The organism is Corallococcus sp. AB018 (genome assembly GCF_003986945.1).
Classification (GTDB): Bacteria; Myxococcota; Myxococcia; order Myxococcales; family Myxococcaceae; genus Corallococcus; species Corallococcus exiguus.
The window spans coordinates 1-22,297 of record NZ_RAWR01000120.1 but is presented as its reverse complement, the minus strand read 5'-3'; the positions used below and the strand labels follow the sequence as shown (position 1 = coordinate 22,297).

Here is a 22,297-nt window from a genome sequence, read left to right as displayed (position 1 = left end):
CTTCCTAACTGACACCCGGAAGGAAGGCAGCCCATGCGCACGACATCATCCGACCCGCGCTTCTCCCGCCGCGCCTCCGTGGTGCTCCTGGCGTTCCTCGCCTGCGCATGCACGAGGCCCGGCCCGTCCTCCCGCCCACCCGCGGACGACCCCACGCTGCGCCTCATGGACACCTTGCGAGCGCACGCACGGACGCTCGCTCCGGTGTGCTCGCCCTCCGCGGAGCTGCTCCAGCCCGGAGGCGGCATCGACCTGGAGCGCCTCCACGCCGCCGGTCACCCGGTCGTCGTCTGGACCGTGAACGACCTGCCCACGATGCAGGCCCTGCTCCAGCGCGGCGTGGACGGCATCATCACCGACCAGCCGGACCTCCTGATGCAGGCGGTGCGCGACTTCGACACCAACGGCGACGGCACCCCTGGGGACCTGCTGGACGCGGACGGGCTCATCGACCCGAAGCGCTTCGATGCGCAGGGCCACCGGGGCGCGCGGAACCTACGGCCGGAGAACACGCTGCCCTCCTTCGAGGCCGCGCTCGACCACGGGATGCCCACGCTGGAACTGGACACCGTCCTCACCGCCGACGGCGTCGTCGTGGTCTCCCACGACCTGAACCTGTTCCCCATGAAGTGCCGCCACGCGGATGGAAGCCCGCTGACCGCTCCTGTTTCCATCGCGACCCTCACCGTCGCGGAGCTCCAGGCCCGCTTCGTCTGCGACCGGCTCCTGGAGGACCGTCCGGACCAGAAGAACGACCGCGCGCTCTCTCCGGAGGCCGTCGCGTTCGCCGACCGCACCGGACTCCCGGACCCCTACACAGTCCCCACCCTGAGCCAGGTGTTCGCCTTCGCGGCGGACCAGGCGGACGCCGCCCATGAAGCCCGCGACCCGCTCCGCGCCCGGAACGCCCGCCGTGTGCGCTTCAATGTGGAACTCAAACGGACAACAGAGAAGACAGACATTGCTCCAGCCCATGGCGACGCGGTCGCCCGGCTCATCCATGAAGCTGGGCTCGTCCAGAGGTCGGACGTGCAGTCCTTCGACCTGCGCGCCGTGCGCTCCGTGCAGGAGCGACACCCGGAGCTGCGCACCGCCGTCCTCCTGAGGACGCGCCCCACCGCCGCGGATGTGGAGGCGGTCGAGTAGCCAGACGGTCCACTCCCCGACCGGGAAATCAAGGATTTAGTCAGGCGACGAAATCAACTTGCGCAAAATCGTTAGGGGCCTTACTAGACGCCTCGTCTTGGTCCCTACCCGCCCGAAAAACGCCACGCCGATGAAGCTCGTGCCCCGGTACGAGCGGCTGAAGCAGATGGCTCAGCGCTTCCCCTCGCTCGACCCCAGCGCCATCGAGACGTGTCTGACGATGCTGCGTCTCTCCAATGAACTGACCGGGGCCTACGAGGCGCACTTCGCACGGCACGGCGTGTCTCACGGACGCTTCGTCGTGCTGGTGCAGTTGTTCGCGGCGGAGGACGCGGGGGACACCCTGCGCCCCGCGGACCTCGCGGAGCTGTCGAGCTGCAGCCGCGCGACCATCACCGGCCTCCTGGACACGCTGGAGAAAGACGGCTTCATCTCCCGCACGGATCACCCCGAGGACCGGCGCATGTACTCCGTGCACCTCACCTCGAAGGGGCGCGAATTCATCCAGGGGATGATGCCCGACCACTACCGCCGCATCGCCGCGCTCATGGCTCCCTTGAGCATGGATGAGCGGGACACGCTTCGCGCCCTGCTCGCCAAGGTGTCCACCGGCATCCCCGCCCTGCGGGACCCCTGAGCCCCTTCCCACACCCCTTCTTCAACGCTGTACCGAGCAACAACCATGACGACCCGTACCGCCCCTTCACTGGAAGCCGCTCCCTCCACCGATGCCCCCGCCGTCGCGCAGCCCGCGAAGCGCTCCCGCGCCAGGCAGGTGCTGCCCATCCTCGTGGGCGTGGCGGTGCTGGGCGGTGGCGCGCGCTTCCTGCTCACCCACGGTCACGAGTCCACCGACGACGCCCAGGTGGAGGGCCGTATCGCCAACGTGTCGCCGCGCGTGGCCGGTCAGGTGGCCCGCGTGCTGGTGCATGACAACCAGACGGTGAAGGCCGGTGACGTGGTGGTGGAGCTGGACCACGCGGACCTGGATGCGCGCCTGGAGGTCGCTCGCGCGGACGTGATGAGCGCGGAGGCCCAGCTGTCCAACGCCCAGGCCCAGCTCACCCTCACGGAGGCCAACGCGGGCGCCAACCTGCGCCAGGCCCGCGCCGGCGTCACCCAGGCCTCCAGCGGCATCAGCTCCTCCAAGGCCGCGTTGGAGCAGTCCCGCGCGGACGTGGCTTCTTCCGAAGCGCGCTTCAAGCTGGCGGAGACGGACCTGGGCCGCGTGAAGCAGCTGCGCGAGCAGGGCGCGCTGTCCCAGTCGGACCTGGACACCCGGCAGGCCGCGTATGACACGGCCAAGGCCGCCCTGGACCAGTCCCGCGCGCGGCTGACCTCCACCGAGGCCGGCATCCAGAGCTCCTCCGGTGGCCTGGAGGCCGCGCAGGGCAAGCTCTCCGCCGCGGAGACGGCGCCCGTGCAGATGCAGGCCGCGCAGGCCGCGCTGAAGCTCGCCGAGGCGCGCCTCAAGCAGACCCGCGCCGCGCTGACGCTCTCGGAGCTCGCCGTGTCCTACGCGCAGGTGCGCGCCCCGGTGGACGGCGTGGTCAGCCGCCGCACCGTGGAGGTGGGGCAGATGGTGGGCCCGGAGCGCCCGCTGATGGCCGTCGTTCCGCAGAACGACATCTGGGTCGTGGCCAACTTCAAGGAGGACCAGGTCGGTGAGATGCGCGCGGGCCAGCCGGTGGAGCTGAAGGTGGACGCGTTCGGCGGCCACGCGTTCAAGGGCCACGTGGACAGCCTCGCGGGCGCCAGCGGCGCGCGCTTCGCCCTGCTGCCGCCGGACAACGCGTCCGGCAACTTCGTGAAGGTCGTGCAGCGCATCCCCGTGCTCATCCGCTTCGACGGCGACCTGAAGGAGCTGCCCATCAAGCCGGGCATGAGCGCCTACGTCACCGTGGACACCGGCGCGAAGCCGGAGCCCCAGAAGTCCGCGGCGGTGGATACCCGGAAGGCGGAGTAACCCACCGTGGACGCTCGCCGAGACGTCATCACCGGCTCCAAGGCGGGCATCACCATCGCGGCCATGGCCGCGGCGCTGATGTCCGTGCTGGACATCTCCATCGTCAACGTGGCCCTGAGCGACATCCGCGCGAGCTTCGGCACGCCGTTGGATCAGATCGCCTGGGTGTCCACCGGCTACATGATGGCCAACGTGGTGGTCATCCCGATGACGGGCTGGCTCCAGCGCCGCTTTGGCTACCGGAAGTACTTCACGTTCTCCATCATCCTCTTCACGGTAGCCAGCGTGCTGTGCGGCCTGTCGTGGAACCTGACCTCGCTGGTGGCCTTCCGCATCCTCCAGGGCATGGGTGGCGGCGCCATCATCCCCACGTCCCAGGCCATCCTCTTCGCCCGCTACCCGCGCGAGGAGCACGGCATGGCGGGCGCCCTCTTCGGCCTGGGCGCCGTGACGGGCCCGCTGCTGGGGCCCACCGTGGGCGGCCTCCTCATTGAAGCGGCCAGCTGGCACTGGATCTTCCTCATCAACGTGCCGGTGGGCCTCTTCGCCGCGTACATGGCGTGGCGCTCCATCGAACAGCCCCACTTCGAAGCGTCCACGGAGAAGGTGGACCGCAACGGCATCGCGCTGCTCGCCGTGGGCATGGCCTGCCTCCAGTACGTGCTGGAGGAGGGCAACCGCGAGGACTGGTTCGACAGCCGGCTCATCACGCTGCTGGCGGTCATCGCGGGCATCGCGCTCATCACCTTCGTCGTCCACGAACTGGAGACACCCAGTCCCGTGGTGGACCTGCGCGTGTTCGGCAACCGCAGTTACTCCGCGGCCACGGGGGTGAACTTCCTGGTGGGCACGGCGCTGTTCTCCGGCTCGTTCCTCTTCAGCCTCTTCTGCGGCTCCGTGATGCGTTACGAGGCGTTGGACATCGGGCTCATCTTCCTCAAGGGCAGCGCCATTCAAATCCTGCTGATGCCGCTCATCGGCAAGTTCGGCGGCAAGGTGGACGGCCGCTTCCTGATTGGCTTCGGCATCCTGGGCATGAGCCTGTCCCTGTGGACCAACGGCCACCTGGCCACGCGCGTGGATGAAATCACCCTCATCACCCCGGTGTTCATCCGCGCCTGCTCGCTGGGCTTCATCTTCGTGCCGCTGTCGGTGATGGCGCTCAGCAACCTGCGACCGGAGCAGCGAGGCAACGCGGCGGGCCTCTTCAACCTCACCCGCGAGCTGGGCGGCTCCATCGGCACCGCGTGGATGAGCAGCGCGCTCAGCCGCTCCACCCAGGCCAACGTCACCGCCATCACCTCGCACGTGGACGTCTACGGGCAGGTGGCCCAGGAGCAGGTCGCCTCGATGACCGGCGCCATGGCAGCCAGGGGCGTGCTGAATCCCACGGGCGCCGCCTACGGCCTGTTGAGTCAGCGCATCAGCGCGCAGGCGCTGGTGCGGGCCTTCAACGCGAACTTCCTCATCCTCGCCGCGCTGTTCGTCTGCGCCATCATCCTGGTGTTCATGCTCCAGAAGGCGGACCCCAAGGTGAAGGTGGAAGGCGCGCACTGAAGAAGCGCGGTCGCTGAAACGACAAAGCGCGGGTCCCCGATGCACTGGGGCCCGCGCTTCTTCGTTTCAGGCGCTACCGGAGACGACTACCGGCGCCACTTCTGCGCGCTGGTGCCGTTGCACTCCCAGAGCTGCAGCGGGGTGCCGCTGGCGGAGTTGCCGCCCGACACGTCCACGCACTTGTTGGCCTGGGGGTTCACCAGGTCACCGGCGCCGGAGAGGATGAACTGCTGCGCGGGGTTGCCGTTGCAGCTCACCAGCTGGATGGCCGTGCCGTTGGCGCTGGAGCCCCAGGCCACGTCCATGCACTTGCCGAAGGCGCGCACGGTGCCGTCCGACATGAAGGACCACTTCTGCGCGTTGGTGCCGTTGCAGTCCCACAGCTGCAGGCGGGTGCCGTCGTTGGTGTTGGAGTTCGGCACGTCGATGCACTTGTTCGCCAGGCCGATGATGGGGCCGCCGGAGCCGCCGCCACCACCCGTGGTGGTGAGCGACAGGCCGTAGGCGTTCAGGATGGGGATGAGCGGCTGGAAGACGGTGTTGCCGCCGGAGGTGCAGTTGCCGCCAGCGCCGGACGTCACGCCCTGCGCCTGGTTGCCGGACAGCCACGAGCCACCGGAGTCACCGCCCTCCGCGCACGCGCTGGACGCCGTGAGGCCGTACACCGGGCCCGCGGAGTAGTTCACCGTGACGTTCTTCCCCGTGATGACGCCACAGCGCCATCCGGTGGTGGAGCCCGAGCGACACACGGACGCGTTGACGCCCGCCTCCTGTGAGCCCTGCACCAGCACGTTGGCGCCCGCGTAGTTGTTCACCCACGGCTGCGACCCCCACGAGCCGTTGGTGCGCACCCAGGCGTAGTCGTTGCCGGGCCAGCTGGCCGCCACCACCGTGCCCTGCGCCACGCCGTTGAAGCCGCTGGTGCCCGTACCCGCGCCGCCACAGTGGCCCGCCGTCACGAAGCCGCCCGCCACCGGGAAGCCGATGGAGCAGCGCGCGTTGCCCGGGTAGTACGCGTCACCGCCGCGCAGGTCGTACACCGGCTTGAACTCCTCGCGCGACGACACCGTCCGCACCGCGGCGTGCTTCACGCCCGCCTTCGCGACGAAGTCCGTGCCGCCCGTCAGCGCGGAGTCCTGCGTCAGCACCACCACGCTGTTCGTCATCACGTCCACGTACCAGGCGTGCACGGCGCGGCCCGCCATCTGGCTGTCGCGGTCCAGCTGCGCCTTCACCGCGTCCAGCTCCGCCTGCGTGTACTTCACCTTCTGGGGTACCGCCCCCGCGCGGCGCACCGCGTCCGCGTCCGCGTCCGTCGTCACGCCCACCACCAGCGCGCTGCCGTCCGCGTTCATCCACGCGCCGCCAAAGCGCTCGCCCAGCGCCGCGCGCAGCGAACCCTCCACGCGCACCGCCGCCGCCTCCGACGCCAGCCGCTGCTTCGCGCCGTCCGCCGTCAGGCCCAGGTCCCGCTGCATCGCGGAGAGCAGGTCGGGCGACACGTCGTGCGCCAGCGCCGCTTCCGCCTGGGAAGGCGCGGCCATCGCCATCGAGGGAATGACGCTCAACGTGGCGCCAGCGAACAGCGCCGTCGCGGTGGAGAACAGACCGGAGGTCCGCTTCATCGGGTCCTGCCTTTCGTGCTGCGGGGGAACCGAAGCGAAACCCGACTGAGCCGCGAAGGTCAAACAATTCAAGAATTACTTAAATTCTCCGACATTTTTGTGTGGCCGAAGAAAGTCCCAGAAAACAAGAAGGCCCGGCGCGTCATGAGACGCACCGGGCCTGGGGACTTGCTTCGGTATCGAGCGGAAGTCAGCGCCTGGCGCGACGGGCCACCGCGCGGGCGGGGGCCCGGCGGCGACGCAGCGCGATGGCGCCCAGCATCAGCAGGGCACCGGCGAAGGGCAGGGTGCCGGACGTGCCGGACGCGCTGCAGCCCCCCGCCACGCCCTCGGACGAGTCCGGCAGGCCATTGGGGTTGTTGGACACCGGCGTGGGGGTGGGGGTCTGCCCGCCCACGGTGGGCAGCTGGGTGGTGGGCAGCTGCGGCGTCTGCGTCACCGGCGTCTCCGTCACCGGGGTCGGATCCTCCGCGGGGATGGTCGTGTCATCCGGCACGGGCGTGGGCGCGGGCGCGGGCTCCTCCACCGGCGCGGGCGCGGGCGGCATCACGTCCTCGAGCGTCGTCGCCATGGTGAAGCCGTCGTGGAAGATGGCCCCTTCGGACTTGATGGCGGCGTCGCGGTACAGCCCCATCTTCAGGTAGTTCAGCTCCTTGCCGAACTGGTTGGCGCCGTAGGTCTTCGGCAGCACGTGCTCGCCGTTGTGCCACAGCTCCACGAAGCCGGCCTTCTTGTCCGAAGACCACTTCACGTGCAGCACGAAGTCGTGCCAGTTGCCCTTGTCGATGGAGGTCTGCCACAGCACGGGGGTGGTGTTGCCGCCCACGCGCAGGTTGATCTTGTCCCCGCGCACGAAGAACTCCAGCGGCGGCGAGCCACAGCAGCTCTCCTGGTGCCACTGGGTGATGACCTGCCACGAGTCATGCACCGGGTAGTTCGAGGGAAAGAGCGTGCTCCACTTGTAGTAGTACTCCTTCCCCTGCGTCTCGTGGGTCAGGTACAGCAGTTCGTTGCGGTTGCCGCTGGCGTTGATGGGATCATCGCCTTGCTTCACCGTGGCCTTGAGGGCGTACCTGCCGTCACGCACCACATCCGTTACGACCTGCAAGCGGCTGTTGGCAACGGCCTGCTGGCGCGTCCACTGGGACGTGTTGCCGGTCTCGAAGTCGCCCTTCCAGATGACGCCAGCGAAAGACAGGGCAGGCATCAGGGAGGCCGCGGCAACGAGCTGAAGGAGTCGCTTCAAACAGGGGTCCTTTCGGTCCGGGTTGGGCCACGAGGACACGCGGCGGGAAAAAAGCCTTCCCGCCTCCTCTCGCCTGCCAACCCCCTGCCGCACGCGCGCTCGCCGGGACGCCTGGTGGGGTCTGAGCCAGACAGGGCCCTGCCGCCCGTCACTTCCCCAGGCATGCCGAAGCGCGTGATTCCAGGTGGATGCGGGCGCTCAAACCATCCTTCGAGAGCAGCCGTGCAGCCGAGCCCCCGGGCGTCATCCCCCCAACAACCGGACGGCCCGGCGCCCTGTCTCCCTCTCGCGCCTGACGTGGGAAGTGGGGCCTTTTTTCAAGATCGGCCGAGCAGCCCGTCTATTGGTGCGTGTGTCACCCAAAACATCCGATGCGCCTGTTCTCCCACCGCCTTGCTGCCCACCGCGTCATGGGACGCCTGAAGGCAGGGGACGGGGCCAGGTCGGCGTTCGTCGGAGGTTGGTGTAGAACGGCCCGAAGGGGCGGCAGGGGGGAGATGCCCGGGGGGACCGCATGGTGAAGCCGGCGAAGACGAGTCTCTGGGCGCTGGCACTGGCCATCCCTTTCCTGGCTGCCGGCGTCGCGGCCCTGAAGCCCCGGGCGCAGCCGCAGTCCCTTCCTGACACCTTCTGGACGGATCGCCGGGCGGCGGCCCGCATCGAGGCCCGCCTCACGCACCCGGAAGCGGACCGCTACCGCTCGCGCGCGCCCGCGGGCGGCTGCCCGGTGCCCGCCGAGCCGATGCCCCTGGGCCCGCTCGCCCGCATGGAGTCCCGGGAGGACTGGGGCGGCATCGCGGCGGCATATGCCCTGGAGGGCGAGTGGAACCAGGCGGCCTCCTTCCTGGAGCGCCTGCCGGCCTCGCCGGAGCGCGACAGCGACCTGGCGGCGGTGGCGCTAGCCCGGGGTGACCATGAGCGCGCGCTGCGGCTGCTGGACGCGGCGCTCACCGCGAAGCCCGGCCTGACGCAGGCCCTGTGGAATCGCGCGCTGGTGTTCCGGGAGATGGGGCTGACGCTGCGCGCGTCGGAGCTGTTCGAAGAGGTGGCGAAGCGCAACGAGCAGGGCTGGGGACGTGAAGCCCACGCCCAGGCGCTGTCGCTGCGCGAGGCCACGCTGGAGCGCCAGCGCCAGTGGAAGGCCGCGCGCGACGCGGCCCTGGCCCTGGTGGAGGACCCGAAGGCGCCGCTGCCCATGGACGCGGCCCGGCAGCTTCCGGGCGCGGTGCGCGGCGTCTTCTATGACGCCGTGCGCACCGCGGCGTCGAAGGAGCGCGCGCTGGCGCTGCTGCCCCTGGCGAAGGAGCTGGACCGGGTGCAGGGCGGCAGCGTGCTCACGGACTACGTGCAGCGCGTGGCGAAGCGCGACTTCTCCCGCCGGGCGGACCTGGCGCGCCAGTACGCGGAGACGCTGCGCGCGGGCCAGGCCGTCCCGGAGGCGCTGCTGAACCGGGCGCGCCTGTCCGGCGACGAGGACATCTACCTGGGCGCGCTCCTGCGCAGCCGCAATGGCGACCTGACCGGCCTGCAGGACATGGTCGCGCGCGTCGGCCGCATGGGCGACCCCTGGTTCACGTACATCGCGGAGCGGGACCAGGCGCGCCAGGAGATCGCGGAAGGGGCGTGGTGGAAGGCCGAGCAGCGGTTCTTCAACGCGCTCCAGCGCTGCCGTGAGACGACGCTGTCGGTGCGCTGCCTGGACCTGGAGCGCCGGCTGACCATCTTCTACACGGACCAGCAGCGCCTCACGGAGGCGGAGCAGCACGCGCGCGTGCTGTGGGCGGGCGCCCGGCAGCTGCGCGAGTGGGAGATGGAGTTCACCGTCCTGGAGATCCTCAGCCACGTGACGCGCTCCCGCAACGACCTGGGCAGCGCTCGCGCGTACCTGGAGGAGTGGGCCGCGCGAGGCACCACCCGCAGCTGCTCCTGGCCCCACGTGCAGCTGGCGCACCTGTACTACCTGGACCTGCGGCCGGACTCCGCGCGGCGCGAGCTGGAAGCGGCGGAGGCCTGCGCGGACAACTCCATGGAGCTGGTGTTCGGCGCGACGGTCGCGGAGCTGTCCCGCTTCGGCTCCGGCCCCCGCGACGCGGAGTGGCTGAAGACGGTCACCACGCGGGCCCTGGCGGGCTCCTCCGTCCCGGAGAGCGACCGCATCTACACGCACTATCTGGAAGGCCGCTTCCTCCTGGACCAGGACCGGGCCCGGGGCGAGGCGCTGCTGAAGCAGGCCATCGTGGACGCGGAGGCCCTGCCCCGCGGGGACGTACTGGGGCGTGAGACCTGGGCGCTCAGCTATTCGTCGCTCGCGGCGGACGCGGGTCGCGCCGGTGAGTTCCCCAAGGTGGTGGCGCTGATGGCCGCGCAGTTGGGCACGCCCGTGCCTGCGCGGTGCGCGCTGGCGGCCAGCATCCACGCCGAGCGCACCACCCTGGTGGCGCTGGGGCCCAAGGGCGAGGTGAAGGGCTCCTACGACGGTTCGCGCCGGGAGTCCCTGGCCCGGGTGGATTCGTCCCGGCTGGTCCCGGACGCCCTGCGCCAGACGCTCGTCGGCTGCGAACACGTGGACGTGTTCGCGTGGACGCCCCTCTTCGGCCGCACGGACCTGCTGCCGCCGGAGATGGCCTGGAGCTTCCGCCTGGGCCGCACGCAGGGGCCGCGTCCCGCGCGGACGCCCACCGCCACGCGCCGTCTGGTCGTGGCTGGCGTGGAGGCGCCGTCGCTCCTGCAGTTGCCCCGGCTCCCCTCGTGGACGCCGGAAGCGGAGCCCGGCGACGCGCCGCCGGACGTGCTGTCCGGCGCGGACGCCACGCCCTCTCGCGTGCTGGCGCGGATGGCGGATGCCACGGAGATTGAAATCCACGCGCACGGCATCACCGACCCCAGCATCTCCGGCGCGTCGCTGGTGGTGCTGTCACCGGAGGTGAATGGCCGCTACGCGCTCACCGCGGACGTCGTGCGCGAGCAGCGGCTCACCGGCGCGCCCACCGTGTTCCTGGCCGCGTGCAGCGCGGGCCGCACCGCGTCCCTCCAGAGCACGGAGCCCTTCAGCCTGCCCGCGGCCTTCATCGACTCCGGGGCCCGCGCGGTGCTGGCCTCCACGGTGGACATCCCGGACGCCGCGGGCCGTTTCTTCGACGGGGTGCGCCGGAGCATCCATGCTGGCAAGCCCGCGGCCGTCGCGCTGCGCGACGAGCGCCAGGCGTGGCTCGCGCGCGATGCCCGCGCCGTCTGGACGCGCTCCGTCCTCTTGGTGGAGCGGGCGGACTGAGCAGGTCAGAAGGGAGCGTCCAGGTGCGTGTTGCCTCCCGGAACCAGGAAGTGATGGAAGGTGACGCTGGCGCTCACGTCCAGCGCCTTCACCCAGTGCCACCAGCCCACCGGCAGGAACACCATGTCCCCGGGCTCCAGCACCGCCTCCAGCACCGTGGCCTCGGCGAACAGCGGGTGCGCGGCCAGGTCCGGCTCCGCCGCGTCCACGTGACTGAAGGTGCCCCGGTGCGGGTACACGCGGTGGCGCTCGAAGGACGGAACCAGCCGCACGTGCTTGCGGCCCATCACCTGGCCCAACAGGATGTTCATGTTGTCGTGGTGCAGCGGGGTGACGGTGCCCGCGGGCCCCAGGAGCAGCGTCAATTGCTCCGGCCGCAGCGACGGGTCGATGAGCCCCGCGGGGGCCCGCAGGTCGTCGCGCAGCGGCGCCAGCCCCTCGCGTCCCCAGTTGTCGTTGCGCGGCACCATGTAGATGTCGTTCGTCTCTCCGGCTGTCTCCAACTGGGAGAGGAAGTCGGAGAAGGGCATCCGCGCCCGGTGCCGGTCCTGCTCGGCCGCGTGCTCCGGGTTGGCGTCGCGTCCCACCATCACCTCCACCTCCACCGTTCCGAAACGCTCGCGGAAGTACGGCAGCGACCAGCGCTTCATCGCGGGCCAGTCCGCCATCAGGCCGCGCAGCACCACCGGCCGGTGGCCCAGGAAGTAGCGGCGGAAGAACTCCTCCGGGGATATCCCCTCGCGCACCTCCAGCTGCCGGCCCCCGTCCCGGGCGCGCAGCTCGCTGTAGACATCCATCAGCGACTCCAGCCAGCCGAAGTGCCGGGCCACCTGGAGCGCCGCCTTGAAGTAGGGGTGCTGCCCCACCGCGGTGATTTCCTCCCGCGCCAGCGCCGGGTCCACGCCTGCCTGCACCAGCGTCTGCTGTACGTCCTCCGCCGATACTCCCAATGCCAGGTTCTCCGCCAGCCACTGCCGCCACGCGGGGTGCAGCGGAGACTTGTCCTCGTTCATTCGGAACTCCTTGAAATCCTTGAAGGAGTGGCCCTGGGGGCCCCTCCTGCCGGTGAGGCGAGGCGTGCTATGGACTATGCCCAACAGTCTTTTTCTACCCATCCCCGGTTTTCGCCGGACTTCCTCAGCACCAGGAGAAGCGACCCATGATCCCCGGAGACGTGTCCTCCGCCGTCAATGCCTTCGAGCCGGACCGCAGCGCCCCGCACGTGAAGAATTCGTACGTCAATTGCTCGGAGCGCGGCCCCAAGCGGCGCCGCCCTCTGCCTCCGCCGTCGGTGCCCCCCCTGCTGGCGGGGCCGGAAGGGGCTCGCTGAAGCTCCTGCCGAGCAGGCTTGTCTGCCCTTCCGGGCATTTTTCTCTCAAGAAACGAACCGCTCGGCGTCTTTAGTCAGGAAAGCCCACCAGTCACTTCGGGGCCTTGTGTCATGGCCAATCTCTTCAACCGGGAAAAGCGCCACTTCGAGGCGTTCATCCAGCGACACCGGCCCAGCCTGCTGGCGGTGGCGCGGCGGTTGTGCGCTCGAGGCGCCCTGGACCCGGAAGACCTGGTCCAGGAAGCCTTCGAGCGGGCGTTGCCGGAGTTTGGCCACCTGAAGGACCGGACGGAAGCGGCGTGCGCGGCGTGGCTGTGCACGACCATGACCAACCGGTTCCTGGACCACTGCCGCCGGCATCGCACGGAGAGCCGGGGGCTGCCGCACCTGGCGCTGGTGCAGGACCTGCCGGTGACGGGGGATGGCGACCGGGAGAACTGGGAGCTGGTGGGCAACGACGCGTTCCAGGCTGCCATCGAGCAGCTCAAGCCGCACCTTCGGGACGCATACAGGCTTCACGCGGAAGGCCGCCGCTACCAGGCCATCGCTGAACATTTCAACGTCCCTGTGGGAACCGTGGGCAGCTGGCTGACGCTGGCGCGCCGGGACCTGAGGGAGCTGCTGCTTCCGAGCGTCGCTGTAGCTCGGGAGCGGGGGGTCCAGTCATGAACGCGCATTGCACCCGGTTGCATCTCTTCATGGACGGCGAGCTGTCCGAGTCCGACGCCGAAGGCTTCCGGAGTCACCTGCCGCGCTGTGCCTCGTGTGAGTGCGGCCTCAGGGACCTGCTCCAGTTGGAGCTGCTGGCGGCGCGGGCCCTGGGCACGGGCGCGACGGAGGCTCCGGCCGCGAAGCAGGAGGGCAACGGCAACGTGGTGTCGCTGGGCGCGTGGGTGCGCCGCAACGCGCGCGTGGTGGCTCCGCTGGCCATGGCCGCCAGTCTCTGCGCCGTCTTCGTGCCGCGCATGATGCCCGCCTCGGAAGTGCCGGCGGTCGTCTTCCTGGAGAACCAGACCACCCGCGAGCTGGAGGCCCGCCTGTCTGATCCGCGCGCGGACCAGTGGCGCCGCTACAGCCCCATGCGCGGTGGCGCGGACGGCGTGGAGGCCGGGAAGGGCACCCTGCCGCTGCGTCCGCTGGCGGAGATGGAGGAGCGCAAGGACTTCCGCGGCATCGTCGCGGCCTACGTGCTGCACGGCCAGTGGCAGCAGGCGCAGGCGGTGCTGGCGCGCGAGCCCGCGTCGCTGGCGCGCGACAGCGACCTGGCGGTGGTGGCGCTTCAGGACAACCGCTTCCAGGACGCGCTGGCGCTGTTGGACCCCGTGGTGCGCGCGGATCCGCGCAACCCGCAGGCGCTGTGGAACCGCGGCCTCGCGCTGCGTGCCCTGCACCAGGAAGCGCGCGCCGCGCGCGACTTCGACCAGGTGGCCGCGCTGGGCGAGCCGGGCTGGAGCGACGAAGCGCGCAAGCTGGCGGAAGAGCTGCGCGCCGCCGCTCGCTGAAACACGCTGGATTCCCCCCGCGCGTCACGAGCGTCCACCACCGGGCGCTTTCGTGCGGGGTTTCGTCTCACCGCTCGGGATGACGTGACAGGCTGCTGGGGTTGTCGGAGCACTCCAGGAGCCGTCCATGTCCGAGTCTTCATCCGCCGACTACGCGTCCACCCGCCGTGACTTCCGGTGGGAGCGGCCGGCGCACTTCAACTTCGCCACGGACGTCATCGACCGGCACGCGGCCGAGCGGCCCCAGGCCCCCGCGCTCCAGTGGTCCGACGAGTCCGGACGCTCCCAGCGCTTCACCTTCCAGGAGCTGAAGGAGCGCTCGCTGCACGCGGCGCGCTTCCTCACCGGGCTGGGCCTGAAGCGCGGCGACCGGGTCTTCATCTTGATGCCGCGCGTGCCGGAGTGGTGGTTCCTGGTGCTGGGCTGCATCCGCGCGGGCATCGTCTTCATGCCCGGCACGCCCATGCTCACCGCCAAGGACATCCGCTACCGGCTGGAGGTCTCTGGCGCGAAGGCGGTCCTCACCGACGGCAGCTGCCTGGACCGCTTCGAGGGCGTGCAGGGCCAGGCCCCCGGCGTGACGACGTGGGTGTCCACCGGCGACGCGCCCGCGCCATGGACGCGCTACACGTCCGAGTCATTGGCGGAATCCCAGGCGACGGCGTTCCCGCCCACGCGCTCGGATGATCCGCTGCTCATCTACTTCACGTCCGGCACCACCGGCATGCCGAAGATGGTGCTGCACACGCAGTCCAGCTACGGCCAGGGGCACCTCATCACCGGCCGCTACTGGTTGGACTTGCAGCCGGAGGACCGGCACCTCACGCTCAGCGACACCGGCTGGGCGAAGTGCGCGTGGGGCAAGCTCTTCGGTCCGTGGAGCGTGGGCGCGTGCAACGTCGTCTTCGACTTCCGCGGCCGGTTCGACCCCGTGGGCTTCCTGAAGGTGCTGGAGCGGGAGAAGGTCACCACCTTCTGCGCGCCGCCCACCGCGTGGCGCGCGCTGGTGCTCCAGGACTTGAAGGCCGTGGACCTGTCCGCGCTGCGCCACTCACTGAGCGCGGGCGAGCCGCTCAACCCAGAGGTCATCCAGACGTGGAAGGAGGCCACCGGGCTGCACATCCGCGAGGGCTACGGCCAGACGGAGACGGTGGTCATCGTCGGCATCTTCCCCGGCATGGAGCCACGCGTGGGCTCCATGGGCAAGCCGTCCCCGGGCTTCACCGTGGCCGTCATCGACGAGCACGGCAATGAAGTCGCGGAAGGGCAGGAGGGCGACATCGCCGTGCGCGTGAAGCCGGAGCGGCCGGTGGGCCTGTTCGCGGGCTACCTCAACGACGACGCGGCCAACGCGGCCAGCAGCCGGGGGGACTGGTACGTCACCGGCGACCGCGCGGTGCGCGACGCGGACGGCTACCTGTGGTTCGTGGGGCGCTCCGACGACGTCATCAAGACGTCCGGCTACCGCGTGGGTCCCTTCGAGGTGGAGTCCGCGCTGATTGAGCACCCGGCGGTGGCGGAGTCCGCCGTCATCGGCGTGCCGGACGACAAGCTGGGCCATCGCATCAAGGCGTACGTGCTGCTCACGCCGGGCCACACGCCGTCACCCCAGCTCGCGCAGGAGCTGCAGGACTTCGTGAAGAAGACCACGGCGCCCTACAAATACCCGCGCGAGATTGAGTTCGTCACGGAGCTGCCCAAGACGGTGAGCGGGAAGATCCGCCGCGCCGAGCTGCGCGCCACCCAGAAGCACTGAGCGGCGCGCAGGGCAGGGGACTACTTCAGCCAGTCCGAGTGCACGAAGCCGGCGTCGGGCTTGTCCCGGCGCTGGTAGGTGTGCGCGCCGAACGCGTCGCGCTGGGCCTGGGTGAGGTTCTGCGGCAGCTCCGGGCTGCGGTAGCTGTCCATGTACGCCAGGCTGCTGCTGAACACCGGCACGGGGATGCCCGCCATCGTCGCGGCGCCCACGAGCTTGCGCCACGCCGGGGCCATCTTCTCCAGCACCGGCGCGAACGCTTCGGACACCAGGAGATTCGGCAGCGTGGGCTGCTGCTGGAAGGACTCGCGCAGCGGGGTGAGCAGCTTCGCGCGGATGATGCAGCCACCCCGCCAGATGCGCGCCATCTCCGCCAGCGACACGCCCCACTTGTACTCGTCCGACGCCGCCTGGATGAGCCGCATGCCCTGCGCGTACGTCACCACGCGCGCCGCGTAGAGCGCGTCATGCGCCCACTGGGCCAGCTCCTTCTTCTCCTCCGAGGACAGGGAGATGGCGGGGCCGTGGAGCTTCTTGCTCGCGGCCACGCGCTCGTCCTTGCGCGAGGACAGGTTGCGCGCGTCCAGCGCGGCCGCGATGGAGGGCACCGGCACGCCCAAATCCAGGGCCACCTGCACCGTCCACTTGCCCGTGCCCTTCTGGCCGGCCTTGTCCAGCACCATGTCCACCAGCGGCTTGCCCGTCTCTGGGTCGCGCTTGCGCAGCACCTTGATGGTGGTCTCCAGGAGGAACGACTCGGCGATGCCCTCGTTCCACTTGGAGAACAGGTCGGCCAGCGTCGCGGTGTCCAGGCCCAGGCCGCGGTGGAGCACGTCGTACGTCTCCGCGAGCAGCTGCATGTCCGCGTACTCGATGCCGTTGTGCACCATCTTCACGAAGTGGCCCGCGCCCTCAGGGCCCACATGGGTGACGCACAGGCCCTCTTCGCTGCGCGCGGCGATGGCCTCCAGCACCGGCTGCACCAGCGCGTACGCGTCCTTGGGGCCGCCGGGCATGATGGACGGGCCGTTGCGCGCGCCCTCTTCACCGCCGGACACGCCGATGCCCAGGAAGTGGAAGCCCTTCTCCTTGCACAGGGCCTCACGGCGGCGCGTATCCAGGTACCAGGAGTTGCCCGCGTCCATGATGACGTCGCCGGGCGACAGCAGGGGGAACAGCCGGCCCATCATCTCGTCCACGGGGGCGCCGGCCGTAATCATCAGGAGGATGCGGCGCGGGCGCTCCAGGCCGGCGACGAACTTCTCCAGCTCCGGGAAGCCCTGCAGGGCCTGCTTCGGGTTCGCCTGCTGGACCTTCTGGATGCTCTCCGGGTGGCGGTCCCATACGGCGACGCTGAAGCCGTGGTCCGCGATGTTGAGGGCCAGGCTCGCGCCCATGACGCCCATGCCCGCCACGCCGAACTGCGCCGGCTTCGTCTGTGTGCTCATCGTCCCCTCCAGAGGGCCCGCCTCACCCGTGGGCGGCGGGATCCAACATCCACTGCGTGTTCGTCACGTGCGACGCGGGCAGGGACATATCCCCCGCGAGGATGCGCCGCATGGCGTCCCGCTTGCCCTCGCCGGCCACCAGCCCCAGCACCGCCCCCGCGCCCTGGAGCACGGGGAACGTCAACGTCATCCGCCACGGCGGCGGCTTCGCGCTCTGCTCCACCGCCAGCACCCGCCGCGTGCGCTCCTGGAGCGCCGGGTGGCCGGGCATGAGGCTCGCGGTGTGGCCGTCCTCGCCCACGCCAATGAGCACCACGTCCAGCTTCGCGGGCAGCGTCTTCTCGTAGTCGCGCGCGGCGGCGTCGCGGTCCGTGCGCTCGCCCTGCATGCGGAACACCTGCGCGTCTGGCAGCTTCAGCGGCTCGAGCAGCGACTCCTTCACCAGCAGGTAGTTGCTGTCCTTGTGGTCCGGCGGCACGAAGCGCTCGTCCACGAAGTACACGTCCACGCGCTCCCAGGGGAGCGTGTGGTCCGCGAGCAGCCGGTACGCGGGCTTGGGCGTGTTGCCGCCCGACAGCGCCAGGCTCACGCGCGCCTTCGTCGCGAGCGCCTTCGTAAGCTCGCGCGCCATCCAGTCCGCGGCCTCGCGGGCGAGCCGCTCCGGGGGGACGACGAGGGGCTGGCTCATAGCGTGGACCACCGCCGGCCGTTCTTCGAGGGCAGCGCGTCCGCGGCGTCAGGGCCCTTGCTGCCCTTGGCGTAGGTGTGGACCGTGCCGCCCGCGTCCGTCTCCAGCGCCTGGAGGATGGGCGTGATGTAGCCCCACGCCTGCTCCACGCTGTCCTGGCGCGCGAAGAGGGTGGCGTTGCCGCGCATGCAGTCCAGCAGCAGCCGCTCGTACGCCTCCGGCACGGGCTTCTTGAAGCTCTCCGCGTAGTCCATGTCCATGGTGACGCCGCCGATGTTGACGTCCTCGCCGGGAATCTTGGACTCGAAGGACAGCGCGATGCCTTCGTGCGGCTGGATGCGCAGCGTGAGCACGTTGGGCTGCAGCCGCTGGCAGGTGGCGCCGCCGCCGCTGAACAGGCCGATGGGCACCGACTTGAAGTGGATGGACACCTCCGTCAGGCGCTTCTTCAGGTTCTTGCCCGCGCGCAGGTAGAAGGGCACGCCCTGCCAGCGCCACGAGTCGATGTTCATCTTCATCGCCACGTAGGTCGGCGTGCGCGAGCCCTTCTTCACGCCCTTCTCTTCCTGGTAGCCCTCGTACTGGCCCACCACCACGTGCTGGGGAACCTCGCCGCCTTCGACGGGGCGCAGCGCGCGGAAGACCTTGTTCTTCTCGTCGCGGATGTCCTCCGCGGCGAAGGACACCGGCGGCTCCATGGCGCACAGGGCCAGCACCTGGAGCAGGTGGTTCTGCACCATGTCCCGGATGACGCCCGTCTCGTCGTAGAAGCCGCCGCGGCCCTCCACGCCAATGGCCTCGGCCGCGGTGATTTCCACGTGGTCGATGTGCTGGCGGTTCCAGAGCGGCTCGAAGATGGCGTTGGCGAAGCGGAACACCAGGATGTTCTGCACCGTCTCCTTGCCCAGGTAATGGTCGATGCGGAAGATCTGCTTCTCGTCCAGCGCCGAGCCCAGCGTCTTGTTGAGGGCCTTCGCGCTCTCCAGGTCGTGGCCGAAGGGCTTCTCGATGATGAGCCGGTGCCAGGGCTTCTGGCCGGGCTGCTCCTCACGCTTGAGCAGGCCCGCGCCAGAGAGGCTCTGGATGATCTGCGGGAACGTGGAGGCCGGCGTGGCCATGTAATAGAGCTGGTTGCCGTCCGTCTTGTGGCGCTTGGAGAGGTCCTGGAGCTTCTGGCCCAGGCGCTTGAAGGCCTCCGGGTCGTCGTAGCCGCCAGAGGCGGTCTCGATGGCCTCCACGAAGCGCTTCAACGCGGCCTCATCCAGGGGCTGCGTGCGGGCGAACTTCTTCAGGCCCTCCTTCACGTGCTCGCGGAAGGGGCCGTCCTCCAGCTTGGAGCGGCTGTAGGCGACGATGGCGAAGTTCTCGGGGAGCAAGCCGGCGCGGGCGAGCTCGAAGAGGGCCGGGAATAGTTTGCGTTCGGCCAGGTCGCCCGTGGCGCCGAAGAGGACCAGGGTGCAGGGGTCCGGGCGCCCAGCGCTGAACACCGGCTCGCCTTCACGGGGATGGGTTTCGATGTGAACTCCCTGCGCGTCCATGCGGTTCTCCCTCCGGGTTCGTCGGGCACCTTAAGGCGCTAATCTGGCGGCCCTGCAAGCGCATTGCAGGAGAATGATGCGGGCCTGACGTCTTGCCTGCCCCGGCGCTCGGGTGCTCCTCCGGCTTACCGAAGGCTCCACTCGAACTCCTTCGGAGGGCGCGCGGGCGGCCGGGCCGGGCGTGAGCTGGCTGCCTGGAACGTGGTACTCCTGACGGACCGGACGCCCCCGGCGTCGCGCTGAACGGAAGCTCCTCCTCTCGCATGCGCTACGTCGTCTCGCTGTGGTTCTTCGCGCTGTTCCTGGTCACCGCGCCCATCCTCTTCACGTTGGGCGCGGTGTTGTTCGTGGTGGCGTACCCGTTGGACCCGAACCGTCAGTGGCTGCACGTGCTGGTGTGCCGGTGGTGCTACGGGCTGTGGCTGCACGCGTCCCCTGGCTGGCGCGTGCGGGTGGAGGGACGGGAGCTGTTGCCCAAGGGGCCCTGCGTCTACGTCGTCAACCACCAGTCGTTCGCGGACATCCTGGCGGTGATGGGGTTGTTCACGCCGTACAAGTTCGTGGCGAAGGCGTCACTGTTCCGCACGCCGCTGGTGGGCTGGATGATGACGCTCCTGGGCTACGTGCCCATCGTGCGCGGCAGCTCCACGTCCATGGAGCAGCTCCTGGGCCCGTGCCGCCGGTGGCTCCGCAAGGGCATCCCGGTGCTCATCTTCCCGGAGGGCACCTATTCGCCCGGGGAGCTGCTGCCCTTCAAGCGCGGCGCGTTCCAGCTGGCGCTGGAGGAGCACGTGCCGGTGGTGCCGGTGCTGGTGCGTGGCACGCGGGAGCTGGTGGATGGGGACGGGCCGTGGATGAGCCCTCGCGCCACCGTCACGGTGCAGGTGATGCCGGCGCTGCCTCCGGAGACGTTCGGGCCGGATTCGGCGGCCCTGGCCACGCGCGTGCGCGAGCAGTACGTGGAGGCGCTCGCGCGGGTGGGCTGAAGGAGCACGGACGCGGTAGCGTGAAGGTCATGCGCCACCTGCTCCTGTGCTGGCTCGGGGTCTGTCTGTCTTCCACGGCATGGGCGGGGACTCCTGCCCTTCCAACGCCTTTGCCGGAGGCGGGAATCCCCGACCCCTTGCACCTGGTGCTGTCCGTGTCGTCCTTGAGGGTGGTGGAAGGGGGCACGGCGTCCTTCAGCGTGGCGTTGGCCGGCTTCGCGTGGCCTGGCGACCCGGGTGAGTCGCTCACCGTCACGGTGGAGCGGACGGACGGCGACGCGGACCTCACGGTGCGGGAAGGGGCGTCGCTCACGTTCGACCCGGCCATCTTGGAGCCCCAGGAGGTGGTGCTGGCGGCCGCGAAGGATGCGGACAACGAGGACGGCACGGCCACCTTCACGCTGTCCGCGCCGGGCCTGGAGTCGCTCACCCTCGTCGTGACGGAAGCGGATCAGGACCCGCTGGCTCCGGTCTTCACCACCGTGCCCGTCACCCGGACCGTGACGTACTTCCCCTATCGGCTCAGCGTGCACGCGCGCGGACGGCCCGCGCCGACGTATGCCCTGCGCACCGCGCCTCAGGGGATGAGCCTGGATGCGCTGGGCAACCTCACGTGGATACCTACTGAGCTGGGGGAGGTGGACGTGGTGGTGGTGGCGAGCAATGGGCTGCAACCCGATGCGGAGCTGTCCTTCCGGCTCGTCGTGGGGCAGGACCAGCCCCCTCTGGCCCGTATCGTCGCCCCGCTCCAGGACGAACGGCTGTCAGGGCCCCTGGCCGACTTCTCCTGCGAGTGCATCGACGACGTGGGCTGCGCGCGCGCGGATTTCCGGGTGGATTGGCTGTTGCTGGAGACACGCGAGGGCCCGGGGCCCACCTACTCCGTGGGGGGCGCTCCCGGCCGCTGGGACATCTCGGGGCTCAAGCCCGGGCCCCACTTCCTCGATGTCGTCGTGACGGACTCGTTGGGACGCGAAACCCTGGGCGAGACCGTCACCGTGTGCATCGCTTGCCCCGAACCCGATGCGGGAACGGCGGTGGATGCGGGGCCCATCGGGTTTGGGGACGAGGGCAACGACATCATCGACCCCTGGAGCTGTGACTGCGCGACCACCGGTCTGGCTCCGGCGGCGTGGGTGGGGCTGGGCCTGCTGGGGCTGCGCGCCCGGCGTCGTCGGAACTGACGCAACGCCGGACGCGGCTCAGGCGTGCTCGGAGCCGGGCAGCTCTTCGTCCATCCGTGACGTCTCCGCGTGCGGCGAGGCCTCCACGGCGTTCGTCGCGGGCGCGGCCTCGGTGACGGCGCGGGCCAGGTCGTGGGGCGCGCGGAGCAACGCCTCCAGCGCGGCGGCGCTCGCGGGGACGCCGCGCTGCTCCACCTGGAGCCAGCCGCCCTTGATGCTCACGCGGCGGTGGCCCTTGAGGCCCAGCAGCCGCTGACGCACACCCGGATCCAGGATGATGGGGCGCGCTTCCGGCGCCAGCCCCTCCACCTGGAAGGCCGCGTCCAGCTCCGCGTCGCCCAGCGCCTCTTCGCGCGGCGTGGCGGCGCCGGGAATCTTGTCCTCGGGGCGCTCGTGCTCCAGCAGCAGGTCCGCAGGCAGCGCGCCCTCCAGGTCCAGCCGCAGCACCGTCACGGTGTGGCGCTTCTTGCTGCTCGCGCCGCGCTTGCCCGTGGCCAGGAGCAGCGCCCGCCCTTGGTAGCGCCCCTGCACTTCCATCCGCCGATCCGCGATGGAGAGGCCGTGCGCCTTCGCGAACACCTCCCACGCGGCGCGCTGGCGGCGCTTGAGCTGGAACAGCGTGGCGAGGACCAGGGCGCCCAGGACGAGCAGGGACGCGAGGATGCCGAGCGGAGAGAAGACACCGGAAAGCATGACGGCGCATTGTGCACCGGCCACGCGACGCGTGAACCATCAATCCGATCGCGGATGCACCTCCGTGCGCCGGGCAGGCTTGCTGCATGGGTGCGTGGACCTGGGGGAAGGGATGCCGCGCGCATGCAAACGTGTGGAATCCCACGTGGCTCGCGTTCCTTCACGCGCATGCGCCCTGCGCGGAGTGCACGCATGGCGCAGGCCCCTCATGCCACGGGTGTGCCCCGCCGGGTCGTGCGGCCCGCGTGCGGAGGCTCCGTGGCGCGTGGGGTGGGGAGGATGGGACGCGTCGGGCAGGCCACGGATGCAAGCTCGCGGAATGACGCCCTTTTTCGACAATGTCAGAGGGGGCGGGTAAGGG

Annotated in this window: 18 protein-coding genes; 11 read left to right on the top strand and 7 right to left on the bottom strand. The window is 70.2% G+C overall.

Annotation, left to right across the window (positions count from 1 at the left end):
• Positions 1-33 precede the first annotated feature (33 nt).
• The 4 genes from D7Y11_RS24500 (at position 34) to D7Y11_RS24485 (ending at position 4,669) form a co-directional block, all read left to right on the top strand.
• A complete protein-coding gene (locus D7Y11_RS24500; protein WP_126934920.1) occupies positions 34-1,146 on the top strand; it encodes a glycerophosphodiester phosphodiesterase family protein in 1,113 nt (370 codons plus the stop codon).
• Between the two features lie 130 nt (positions 1,147-1,276).
• Positions 1,277-1,783, top strand: coding sequence for a MarR family winged helix-turn-helix transcriptional regulator (locus D7Y11_RS24495; protein ID WP_120581716.1), 507 nt, complete (start codon positions 1,277-1,279; stop codon positions 1,781-1,783).
• Between the two features lie 45 nt (positions 1,784-1,828).
• Positions 1,829-3,112: an HlyD family secretion protein gene (locus D7Y11_RS24490; protein ID WP_120579336.1), complete on the top strand. Its 1,284-nt coding sequence runs from the start codon at positions 1,829-1,831 to the stop codon at positions 3,110-3,112.
• Between the two features lie 6 nt (positions 3,113-3,118).
• Positions 3,119-4,669 (top strand): DHA2 family efflux MFS transporter permease subunit, encoded by a 1,551-nt coding sequence (locus D7Y11_RS24485; RefSeq protein WP_233607383.1) that lies wholly within the window; start codon positions 3,119-3,121, stop codon positions 4,667-4,669.
• Between the two features lie 86 nt (positions 4,670-4,755).
• On the opposite strand, the gene D7Y11_RS24480 is transcribed toward D7Y11_RS24485, so the two are convergent.
• Positions 4,756-6,294, bottom strand: coding sequence for a S1 family peptidase (locus D7Y11_RS24480; protein WP_126934919.1), 1,539 nt, complete (start codon positions 6,292-6,294; stop codon positions 4,756-4,758).
• Positions 6,295-6,484: 190 nt separating this feature from the next.
• On the bottom strand, positions 6,485-7,501 hold the full coding sequence (locus D7Y11_RS24475) for a polysaccharide lyase (RefSeq protein WP_199733903.1): 1,017 nt from the start codon (positions 7,499-7,501) through the stop codon (positions 6,485-6,487).
• Between the two features lie 553 nt (positions 7,502-8,054).
• Here D7Y11_RS24475 and D7Y11_RS24470 point away from each other — a divergent pair.
• A complete protein-coding gene (locus D7Y11_RS24470; RefSeq protein ID WP_126934918.1) occupies positions 8,055-10,811 on the top strand; it encodes a CHAT domain-containing protein in 2,757 nt (918 codons plus the stop codon).
• A 5-nt stretch (positions 10,812-10,816) separates the two neighbouring features.
• Here D7Y11_RS24470 and D7Y11_RS24465 read toward each other — a convergent pair whose 3' ends face one another.
• A complete protein-coding gene (locus D7Y11_RS24465; protein ID WP_120579333.1) occupies positions 10,817-11,824 on the bottom strand; it encodes a cupin-like domain-containing protein in 1,008 nt (335 codons plus the stop codon).
• A gap of 146 nt (positions 11,825-11,970) precedes the next feature.
• Here D7Y11_RS24465 and D7Y11_RS43880 point away from each other — a divergent pair, with 146 nt between their 5' ends.
• The 4 genes from D7Y11_RS43880 to D7Y11_RS24450 all read left to right on the top strand — a co-directional run bounded on the left by D7Y11_RS43880 (position 11,971) and on the right by D7Y11_RS24450 (position 15,399).
• Positions 11,971-12,141, top strand: a complete 171-nt coding sequence (locus D7Y11_RS43880) for a hypothetical protein (RefSeq protein ID WP_167547806.1) — start codon at positions 11,971-11,973, stop codon at positions 12,139-12,141.
• 111 nt (positions 12,142-12,252) lie between these two features.
• Positions 12,253-12,810, top strand: coding sequence for an RNA polymerase sigma factor (locus tag D7Y11_RS24460; protein ID WP_120579332.1), 558 nt, complete (start codon positions 12,253-12,255; stop codon positions 12,808-12,810).
• On the top strand, positions 12,807-13,643 hold the full coding sequence (locus D7Y11_RS24455) for a zf-HC2 domain-containing protein (RefSeq protein WP_120579331.1): 837 nt from the start codon (positions 12,807-12,809) through the stop codon (positions 13,641-13,643). Before D7Y11_RS24460 ends, D7Y11_RS24455 begins: the two co-directional genes overlap by 4 nt.
• Before the next feature lie 127 nt (positions 13,644-13,770).
• Positions 13,771-15,399: an acyl-CoA synthetase gene (locus D7Y11_RS24450; RefSeq protein ID WP_121752014.1), complete on the top strand. Its 1,629-nt coding sequence runs from the start codon at positions 13,771-13,773 to the stop codon at positions 15,397-15,399.
• Between the two features lie 20 nt (positions 15,400-15,419).
• On the opposite strand, the gene gndA is transcribed toward D7Y11_RS24450, so the two are convergent.
• Genes gndA through zwf form a run of 3 tightly spaced genes read right to left on the bottom strand, consistent with a single transcriptional unit; the run spans position 15,420 to position 19,073 of the window.
• The gene (gene gndA / locus D7Y11_RS24445) at positions 15,420-16,847 is read right to left on the bottom strand and encodes an NADP-dependent phosphogluconate dehydrogenase (protein WP_120593407.1); all 1,428 of its coding nucleotides are present in this window, start codon (positions 16,845-16,847) and stop codon (positions 15,420-15,422) included.
• Between the two features lie 22 nt (positions 16,848-16,869).
• Positions 16,870-17,535, bottom strand: a complete 666-nt coding sequence (pgl, locus tag D7Y11_RS24440; protein ID WP_121752013.1) for a 6-phosphogluconolactonase — start codon at positions 17,533-17,535, stop codon at positions 16,870-16,872.
• On the bottom strand, positions 17,532-19,073 hold the full coding sequence (gene zwf / locus D7Y11_RS24435) for a glucose-6-phosphate dehydrogenase (RefSeq protein ID WP_120579327.1): 1,542 nt from the start codon (positions 19,071-19,073) through the stop codon (positions 17,532-17,534). The genes pgl and zwf overlap by 4 nt, the downstream gene beginning before the upstream one ends.
• Before the next feature lie 263 nt (positions 19,074-19,336).
• Here zwf and D7Y11_RS24430 point away from each other — a divergent pair, with 263 nt between their 5' ends.
• Positions 19,337-20,059, top strand: coding sequence for a 1-acyl-sn-glycerol-3-phosphate acyltransferase (locus tag D7Y11_RS24430; RefSeq protein WP_120579326.1), 723 nt, complete (start codon positions 19,337-19,339; stop codon positions 20,057-20,059).
• A gap of 137 nt (positions 20,060-20,196) precedes the next feature.
• On the top strand, positions 20,197-21,243 hold the full coding sequence (locus tag D7Y11_RS24425; RefSeq protein WP_120579325.1) for an MYXO-CTERM sorting domain-containing protein: 1,047 nt from the start codon (positions 20,197-20,199) through the stop codon (positions 21,241-21,243).
• 18 nt (positions 21,244-21,261) lie between these two features.
• Here D7Y11_RS24425 and D7Y11_RS24420 read toward each other — a convergent pair whose 3' ends face one another.
• Positions 21,262-21,936, bottom strand: a complete 675-nt coding sequence (locus tag D7Y11_RS24420; RefSeq protein WP_126934917.1) for a hypothetical protein — start codon at positions 21,934-21,936, stop codon at positions 21,262-21,264.
• Between the last annotated feature and the right edge of the window lie 361 nt (positions 21,937-22,297).

Bases quoted from the DNA above. Each gene is read 5' to 3' on its own strand.
- D7Y11_RS24500 (WP_126934920.1), top strand. From the start codon at position 34: ATGCGCACGACATCATCCGACCCGCGCTTCTCCCGCCGCGCCTCCGTG.
- D7Y11_RS24495 (WP_120581716.1), top strand. From the start codon at position 1,277: ATGAAGCTCGTGCCCCGGTACGAGCGGCTGAAGCAGATGGCTCAGCGC.
- D7Y11_RS24490 (WP_120579336.1), top strand. From the start codon at position 1,829: ATGACGACCCGTACCGCCCCTTCACTGGAAGCCGCTCCCTCCACCGAT.
- D7Y11_RS24480 (WP_126934919.1), bottom strand. From the start codon at position 6,294: ATGAAGCGGACCTCCGGTCTGTTCTCCACCGCGACGGCGCTGTTCGCT.
- D7Y11_RS24475 (WP_199733903.1), bottom strand. From the start codon at position 7,501: ATGCCTGCCCTGTCTTTCGCTGGCGTCATCTGGAAGGGCGACTTCGAG.
- D7Y11_RS24470 (WP_126934918.1), top strand. From the start codon at position 8,055: ATGGTGAAGCCGGCGAAGACGAGTCTCTGGGCGCTGGCACTGGCCATC.
- D7Y11_RS24465 (WP_120579333.1), bottom strand. From the start codon at position 11,824: ATGAACGAGGACAAGTCTCCGCTGCACCCCGCGTGGCGGCAGTGGCTG.
- D7Y11_RS43880 (WP_167547806.1), top strand. From the start codon at position 11,971: ATGATCCCCGGAGACGTGTCCTCCGCCGTCAATGCCTTCGAGCCGGAC.
- D7Y11_RS24460 (WP_120579332.1), top strand. From the start codon at position 12,253: ATGGCCAATCTCTTCAACCGGGAAAAGCGCCACTTCGAGGCGTTCATC.
- D7Y11_RS24455 (WP_120579331.1), top strand. From the start codon at position 12,807: ATGAACGCGCATTGCACCCGGTTGCATCTCTTCATGGACGGCGAGCTG.
- D7Y11_RS24450 (WP_121752014.1), top strand. From the start codon at position 13,771: ATGTCCGAGTCTTCATCCGCCGACTACGCGTCCACCCGCCGTGACTTC.
- gndA (WP_120593407.1), bottom strand. From the start codon at position 16,847: ATGAGCACACAGACGAAGCCGGCGCAGTTCGGCGTGGCGGGCATGGGC.
- pgl (WP_121752013.1), bottom strand. From the start codon at position 17,535: ATGAGCCAGCCCCTCGTCGTCCCCCCGGAGCGGCTCGCCCGCGAGGCC.
- zwf (WP_120579327.1), bottom strand. From the start codon at position 19,073: ATGGACGCGCAGGGAGTTCACATCGAAACCCATCCCCGTGAAGGCGAG.
- D7Y11_RS24430 (WP_120579326.1), top strand. From the start codon at position 19,337: ATGCGCTACGTCGTCTCGCTGTGGTTCTTCGCGCTGTTCCTGGTCACC.
- D7Y11_RS24420 (WP_126934917.1), bottom strand. From the start codon at position 21,936: ATGCTTTCCGGTGTCTTCTCTCCGCTCGGCATCCTCGCGTCCCTGCTC.